This window comes from Rhodococcus sp. BS-15 (assembly GCF_000813105.1).
GTDB lineage: Bacteria > Actinomycetota > Actinomycetes > Mycobacteriales > Mycobacteriaceae > Rhodococcoides.
In genome coordinates this window covers 1-7781 of sequence record NZ_BAOX01000234.1, presented here as the reverse complement: position 1 = coordinate 7781, position 7781 = coordinate 1, and the positions used below count along the sequence as shown (strand labels likewise).

The window sequence follows — 7781 nt, the reverse complement described above, 5'->3', positions numbered from 1 at the left end:
CGTCGATCACCGACGCCGTGCACCGGGACGAAGTGGCCCGCGCACAGGCCGCACTGCGGATCGAACAACTCGAGACGACGATTCTGGAGCAGCACGGCATCGGCCTCGACGATCTGGTGGCCGAGTACGGGCCGATGTGGCCCTGCCGCCCACCGAACTCGAGATGGCCGAGTACGAGGCGGCAAAGGAGCGGGGCGAGCAGGTGGTGGCACCGGCCCCGATGCCGTTCGACCGCGCCACGCAGGAGCAGCGCGCCAAACGCGCCGAGCGTGACCTCGCCACCCTCGGCAAGGTGAACCCGCTGGCCCTCGAGGAGTTCGCTGCCCTCGAGGAGCGCTACAACTTCCTTTCCACTCAGCTCGAAGACGTCAAGTCCGCGCGCAAGGATCTGCTCGGCGTGGTCGCCGACGTCGACGAGCGGATTCTGCAGGTCTTCACCGAGGCCTGGCTCGACGTCGAACGGGAATTCACCGGAGTGTTCGCCAAGCTCTTTCCCGGCGGCGAAGGACGACTGATCCTGACCGACCCGTCGGACATGCTCACCACCGGAATCGAGGTCGAGGCACGCCCGCCCGGCAAGAAGGTCAAGCGGCTCTCGCTGCTCTCCGGTGGCGAGAAGTCGCTGACCGCGGTGGCCATGCTGGTGGCCATCTTCCGCGCCCGACCGTCACCGTTCTACGTCATGGACGAGGTCGAGGCTGCACTGGACGACACCAACCTGCGTCGACTGATCGGACTGTTCGAGCAGCTCCGCGAGAAGTCGCAGTTGATCGTCATCACCCACCAGAAGCCGACGATGGAAGTGGCCGATGCGCTGTACGGCGTCAGCATGCGCGGCGACGGCATCACCACCGTCATCTCGCAGCGGTTGAACCGAGAACGTGTCGCAGTGGACGCACTGCAGCCGGATACAGCCGAGCCGGAAACAGCCGAGCCGGAAACGCCCGAGTCGGGCGCGGCACCTGTCGTCGAGCCCGACACCGTCTCCTGAGATTCGTCCTTCGTGGCTACTGCTGCGGGTAGAGCTGCTCGGCGTAGGACGGCCCGTAGTACTCGCGCAGTTCCTCCACCGTCTCGGGTGCCTGCGGAATCAACGCCTTCGTCAGCGCGGCGACGTCGGGGAGGGCATCGGCATCCCAGGTCTCGGGCTGCCACAGCTTGGATCGCATGAACGCCTTCGCACAGTGGTGGAACACCTCCTCGATGTCGACGACGAGGCACATGATCGGGCGATGACCCTTGACTCGGAGCTCGTCGAAGAACGGGGCGTCGGTGACCAGGGAGGCTCGACCGTTGATGCGGAGGGTGTCGCCGCGGCCGGGTACGAAGAAGTTCAGCCGACGAACGGGTTCTCGAGAATGTTGCGATAGCCGTCCATCCGGCGGTTGCCCGGCCGCTCGGCGAGAGCGATCGTGGCGTCGTCGAGGACGTGCACCAGACTGCCGGGCGGATCGCCCTTGGGAGAGACGTCGCATCGCCCGCTCGCGTCGGAGGTCCCGAGGAGGCAGAACGGTGATGCAGCGAGCCACTGCACGTCCAGTGGGTGCAGCGCGCGTCGGTCCTTGTTGGCGGCTCGAAAGCTCGGCTCGCCGAATATCTCGGTCAGTTCTGCGGCGTCGCGCACCGTGGTCCACTCCATGACCGTGAATGCTATCGACACCGACTCCCGGGCGGGAAGCGCATTTTTCACGGTCGGTGCACCACCGGTGACGATCTGCCGCGATCGCCTGAGAGGATGTTCTACGTGAGTAACCAAGCGTGGATCATCGTCGCGGCGATCGCTGCCGTCCTGCTCGTCGTCCTCGTCGTCGGCTGGTGCTTTCCCGTCGCCGGAGAGTGTCCCTCAAGTCGGACGAGGCACCGCGAATCGAGGACGCGGCTGCCAAGGACAGATCCGGTGGCTACACCGCGGGCAGCGGTTTCTCCTTCAGTCAGGGAACGGCGACGGCCGAGCCCGTAGTCCCGAAGGCCCCCAAGCCGGCCGAGCCGAAGCCGATCGAGGCCGAGCCGGTCGAGAACATCCCCGTCGACTCCACTCCGGTCGAGCCGCCGCCGGTGGTTCCCACGCCTGAACCGGTCGAATCGGAGACCGTCTGGATCGAGCCGGAAGTGCTCGAACCCGAGGCCCCGGCGACCGATGTCACCGTCGCCGAGCCTGTTGCGCCCGAGCCTCCGGTAGCCGACACCGTTGCTCCTGCGCCTCGCCGCTTGGACACCATCGACCCGACCGAGGGACGGCTCGACCGTCTCCGTGGCCGGCTTGCACGATCTCAGTCCGCGGTGGGCAAGAGCCTGCTGGGCCTGCTCGGCGGCGGTGACCTGGACGAGGACTCGTGGGAAGAGGTCGAGGACACCCTGCTGATCGCCGATATCGGTTCGGCGACCACCGCAGAGATCATGCGCACGCTGCGTGAGCAGATGGCGGCGCGCAGTATTCGCACCGAAGCCGACGCCAGAGCTCTGCTGCGCGAGATCCTCGTGGCGCAGCTGCACCCCGAGTTCGACCGGTCGATTCGTGCTCTTCCCCACGACGGCGCACCCGCTGTGTTGCTGGTGGTCGGAGTCAACGGCACCGGCAAGACGACGACCACGGGCAAACTGGCTCGCGTGCTGGTCGCGGACGGGCGGCGGGTGTTGCTCGGTGCCGCCGACACGTTCCGCGCAGCTGCGGCCGATCAGTTGCAGACCTGGGCCGAGCGAGTGGGTGCCGAGGTGGTCCGCGGCAAGGAGGCCGCGGATCCGGCCGCTGTCGCCTTCGACGCGGTGAGCAAGGGAATCGAGAACGGCGTCGACGTGGTTCTGATCGACACCGCGGGACGGTTGCACACCAAATCGGGTCTGATGGACGAACTGAGCAAGGTCAAGCGAGTCATCGAGAAGCGGGCCCACGTCGACGACGTTCTGCTCGTTCTCGACGCAACCGTGGGCCAGAACGGACTGACGCAGGCCCGTGTCTTCGCCGAGATCGTGAACATCACGGGAGTCGTTCTGACCAAGCTCGACGGAACCGCGAAGGGTGGCATCGTTTTTCAGGTGCAGCGTGAGCTCGGAGTGCCCGTCAAGCTCGTCGGTCTCGGTGAAGGTGCCGACGATCTGGCACCGTTCGAGCCCGGGGCTTTCGTCGACGCACTGCTCGGCTGATGCTGACTCTCGAGTAGTTCGCAAACCGGGGCAAAAGCACAAACGCCAGCACGAAACCTTTTTGCAACAGAATTCGGTCATGCGTTCACATATCCGAAACACGCGAGTGTCACGGATGAAACCTCGTGAAACCACTCTTCTTGCGTAACGGCGCGCCAACCGGTGTGCAGGAGAATGGAGGGTGTACGTGAGTCCCGAGGATATGTTGGCCAACTCCGGCAACGCCGCGTGGATGCTGATGGCAGCATCGCTGGTACTGCTGATGACGCCGGGCTTGGCGTTCTTCTACGGCGGTATGTCGCAGTCGAAGTCCGTGTTGAACATGATGATGATGTCGTTCGGAGCGATGGCTGTCGTCTCGATCATCTATTTCCTGTGGGGCTGGTCCATGTCCTACGGAACCCAGGACATCGGCGGTGTCTTCGCCAACCCGTTCGAGTTCTTCGGACTCAAGGATTCGATCACCGATGCGGACGGTAACTACATCGTCGGCGCTTGGGGCTACGCCAACATCATCGATGTGGCATTCCAGGTCACCTTCGCCATCATCACGGTGGCACTGATCAGCGGCTCGATCGCCGGTCGCGTCAAGTACGGCACCTGGCTCGCCTTCTCCGGCATCTGGGTCACCCTCGCCTACTTCCCGATGGCCCACATGGTCTGGGGTGGCGGACTGCTCTCCGGATCCGAGAACGGCCTGGCGGCAATGATCTTCGGAACCACCGACGACGGTGACGGTGGACTCGTCGCCAGCGTCGCTCCGATCGACTTCGCAGGTGGCACCGTGGTGCACATCAACGCCGGTATCGCAGGCCTGATTCTGGCGATCATCATCGGCAAGCGCGCCGGCTTCGGCAAGGTCGCCTACCGCCCGCACAACCTCCCGTTCGTCATGCTCGGCGCAGCCCTGCTCTGGTTCGGCTGGTTCGGGTTCAACGCAGGTTCCGCCTTCGCCGCCGACGGCATCGCCGGTGTGGCCTGGGTCAACACCACCGCAGCCACGGCAGCCGCGATCGTGGGCTGGCTCATCACCGAGCGCATTCGTGACGGACACGCCACGAGCCTCGGCGCTGCCTCGGGCATCGTCGCAGGTCTGGTCGCCATCACCCCGGCCGCAGGCACGCTCACGCCGGTCGGTGCCATGATCCTCGGCGTCATCGCCGGTGTGCTCTCCGCACTTGCTGTCGGACTGAAGTTCAAGTTCGGCTACGACGACTCGCTCGACGTCGTGGGCGTTCACCTCGTCGCAGGCCTGTGGGGAACGATCGGAATCGGCTTCCTCGCATCCGAGACCGGCCTGTTCTACGGCGGCGACTACAAGCAGCTCGTCGTGCAGATCGTCATCGCACTGTTCGCCCTGGTCTTCACCGCCATCGTCACCGCGGTCGTCGCGTTTGCGCTCAAGCCTCTCGGCTGGCGCGTATCGGACGAGGAGGAGGCCAACGGCATCGACGAAGCCGAGCACGCCGAGACTGCATATGATTTCGCCTGACAAGGTAGAGATAGACGTGAACGCTGCACCGTACGACAACGGGCACTCGAGGTCTTGTGAAGGGAAGCAAAAATGAAGCTGATCACGGCAATCGTCAAACCGTTCACCCTGGAGGACGTCAAGACGGGGCTGGAGCAGGCCGGCGTACTCGGAATGACAGTCAGTGAAGTTCAGGGTTACGGCCGCCAGAAGGGCCACACCGAGGTGTACCGAGGTGCTGAGTACTCGGTCGACTTCGTCCCGAAGGTCCGTGTCGAGGTAGTCGTCGACGACGCCGCTGTGGAGAAGGTCGTCGAGGTCATCGTCGAGGCCGCTCGCACGGGCAAGATCGGTGACGGCAAGGTCTGGGTTTCCCCGGTCGACTCGGTCATCCGAGTGCGCACCGGAGAACGTGGCGCTGATGCACTCTGACCCCAAAGGGTCTCGGGCCGTGGGCCCCGGTTCTGGCGCGAAAGCGTCAGGGTCGGGGCCTTCGGTCTCCACGGGCTCCGCATCGAAGGGCACGAGCGATGCTGCAGCAGATCTCGCTCGGGCCAGAAAACAACTACTCGACGGCGGAACACGCAATCGTCGCCTCGATGCACCCTCGCTGCGGCAGGCTCTGGTCGATCTCCACGAGTTCTGGCTGACCACCAAAGGTGCCGAGCTCGGGATCAAACCGGACTCCGGTTTCGCGATCGTCGCCGTCGGCGGTCTCGCTCGTCGTGAACTGCTGCCGTATTCGGATCTGGACCTGATACTGCTGCACGACGATCTCGACCCACGCATCGTCTCCGATGTCGCCGACAAGCTCTGGTACCCGCTGTGGGACGCACACATCAAGCTCGACCACAGCGTGCGAACGGTGCCGCAGGCTCTGCAGGTCGCTGCAGCCGACATGACGGCATCGCTCGGAATGCTGGAGGCGCGTCACATCGCCGGTGACGTCGAATTGAGCAATCTCCTCATCGGCGGCGTACGTCGCCAGTGGCGCAACGGTATTCGAGGGCGTTTCGACGAGCTGATCGAGCAGACCCGCGGGCGGTGGTCGCGCAGCGGTGAGATCGCACACCGCGCCGAACCCGATCTCAAGAGCGGCCGCGGGGGACTGCGCGACGTCCAGTTGCTCGACGCTCTCTCCATTGCGCAGTTGACCGACGGTATGCCCGGGCTCGGACCCGAATCGCCCGGTGGCGGTTTGGCGTTCGCGCACGGCCGTCTGTTGGACGTGCGCACCGAACTGCACCGCGTCGCCGGTCGAGCACGAGATCAACTGCGGGCACAGGATGCCGACGAGATCGGGGCCGCGCTGCGAATCGGTGACCGCTTCGATCTCGCTCGCGTACTGAGCGATTCGGCCCGCACCATCAGCTACTCGGTCGACGTCGGGCTGCGCACTGCCGGCAATTCGCTTCCCAGACGTGGCCTTTCGCGACTGCGTCGAGTTCCGGTCCGGCGGCCACTGGACGAAGGTGTCGTCGAACACGGCGGCGAGGTCGTTCTCGCCCGCGACGCTCGACCGAACAAGGACCCCGGCCTGATCATGCGCGTCGCCGCTGCCTCGGCGCAGACCGGCATGCCGATGTCTGCCTCGACCTTGAACCGGCTGTCCGACAGTGCGCCCGAGCTTCGGGAGCCGTGGCCCAAGGAAGCCCTCAACGATCTGCTCGTGTTGCTCGGATCGGGTCGCAAAGCCATTTCGGCCATCGAAGCGCTCGACCGAACCGGACTGTGGGGCAGGCTCATTCCTGAGTGGGGCGCGGTACGCGATCTACCGCCGCGAGACGCCGTGCACACGTGGACAGTCGATCGTCATCTGGTCGAAACTGCCGCCTACGCAAGCGCATTGACCACCCGAGTTGCGCGCCCGGACCTGTTGGTGCTCGGCGCGCTGATACACGACATCGGCAAAGGACGCGGCGGCGACCACAGCGTCGTCGGCGCCGATCTGGCCATCCAGATCGGCAACAGGCTCGGACTGTGGCCGTCCGACGTGGCACTGCTGACGGCGATGGTGAGATACCACCTGCTGCTGCCGGAGACCGCCACCAGACGCGACCTCGACGACCCCGCAACCGTGCAAACCGTCGTCGACGCCCTCGGTGCCGACACCATTCTCCTCGAGCTGCTTCACGCACTGGCAGAGGCGGACTCGCTCGCCACCGGCCCCGGGGTGTGGGGCGATTGGAAGGCCTCGCTCATCCGTGAGCTCGTGCGTCGCTGTCGATTGGTGATGGCGGGAGAGAGCCTTCCCTCCCCGGATCCACTCGACCCGGCACACATCGAACTCGCAGCGCGGGGAGGCGTCCACGTCGACATCGCGCCGACCGACGGGCTGCACACCTTCGTCGTCACCGTCATCGCCCCCGACACGCCCGGGCTGCTCTCCGACGCCGCGGGAGTACTCGCACTGCATTCGCTGCGTGTGCTCTCGGCCTCCCTCGGCAGTCACGAGGGGTCGGCGATCAACTCGTTCGACGTCGCGCCGCTGTTCGGAGCCCCGCCACAGGCCGGTCTGCTGCGGCAGGAAATAATCCGGGCTCAGGCTGGCGAACTCGACCTCGTCGCCGTGCTCGACGCCAAGGAACGCGATGCCAGAGCCGAAGCCGTCGAGGACGACGCAGAGGATTCGGCAGTCCCGGTTCTCTACGCTCAAGCTCCGCCTCGCGTGCTGTGGTTCGACGACAACGAACCAGGTCAGGTAGTACTCGAACTACGAGCAGAGGACCGGCTCGGTCTGCTCTGCCGATTGGCCAGTGCAATCGAGCAGCAGGGATCGGACATCCGGTGGGCCCGCGTCTCGACCCTGGGCAGCTCGGTGGTCGACTCCTTCTGCATCGACTTGGCGGGAGCAGACAGCAGGGCGGTCCGCGAAGACCTCGAGCGAGCGATCCTCGCGGTCGTACCCGCCCCGGAACCGCCCAAGCCCCCGGAAAAGCCGGAAGGCACCTGACCGCGAGTCGGAATGCGAGAGCAGACCGACTCGCGCTGGTGACTTTTCACGAACTTCCGGCCGACGGGCCTGCCGCCGATGCCGATTTGTTACATTCGTCCCCAACGCAGAAACGACACTCTCATCCGTTCCTGCACGCTCCGCACTGCCCGAACCACGTCGTTCGGCAGGCTCCACACTGCTCGAACAAAGTCGTTCCTGCAGGCTCCACTCCTG

At 65.3% G+C, this 7781-nt stretch carries 3 protein-coding genes and 3 pseudogenes; 5 read left to right on the top strand and 1 reads right to left on the bottom strand.

What is annotated here, in order from left to right; translation table 11 throughout:
* Positions 1-991: pseudogene (locus RHBS_RS20820) on the top strand (AAA family ATPase); the annotation flags it as partial.
* A 16-nt stretch (positions 992-1007) separates the two neighbouring features.
* Here RHBS_RS20820 and RHBS_RS32365 read toward each other — a convergent pair.
* Positions 1008-1639, bottom strand: a pseudogene (locus tag RHBS_RS32365) (pyridoxamine 5'-phosphate oxidase family protein).
* A gap of 96 nt (positions 1640-1735) precedes the next feature.
* Between RHBS_RS32365 and ftsY the strand changes: the two are divergent.
* From ftsY to RHBS_RS20795, 4 genes and pseudogenes are all read left to right on the top strand, one after another.
* A pseudogene (gene ftsY, locus RHBS_RS20810) lies at positions 1736-3141 on the top strand (signal recognition particle-docking protein FtsY).
* 187 nt (positions 3142-3328) lie between these two features.
* Entirely contained in the window at positions 3329-4633 is a 1305-nt protein-coding gene (locus tag RHBS_RS20805) for an ammonium transporter (protein ID WP_374700637.1), read from the top strand.
* A gap of 72 nt (positions 4634-4705) precedes the next feature.
* Positions 4706-5044 (top strand): P-II family nitrogen regulator, encoded by a 339-nt coding sequence (locus RHBS_RS20800; protein WP_019664269.1) that lies wholly within the window; start codon positions 4706-4708, stop codon positions 5042-5044.
* Positions 5034-7565, top strand: coding sequence for a [protein-PII] uridylyltransferase (locus tag RHBS_RS20795; protein WP_121872490.1), 2532 nt, complete (start codon positions 5034-5036; stop codon positions 7563-7565). The genes RHBS_RS20800 and RHBS_RS20795 overlap by 11 nt, the downstream gene beginning before the upstream one ends.
* Positions 7566-7781 lie beyond the last annotated feature (216 nt).

Coding starts and splice junctions, on each gene's coding strand:
- RHBS_RS20800 (WP_019664269.1), top strand. CDS start 4,706: ATGAAGCTGATCACGGCAATCGTCAAACCGTTCACCCTGGAGGACGTC.
- RHBS_RS20795 (WP_121872490.1), top strand. CDS start 5,034: ATGCACTCTGACCCCAAAGGGTCTCGGGCCGTGGGCCCCGGTTCTGGC.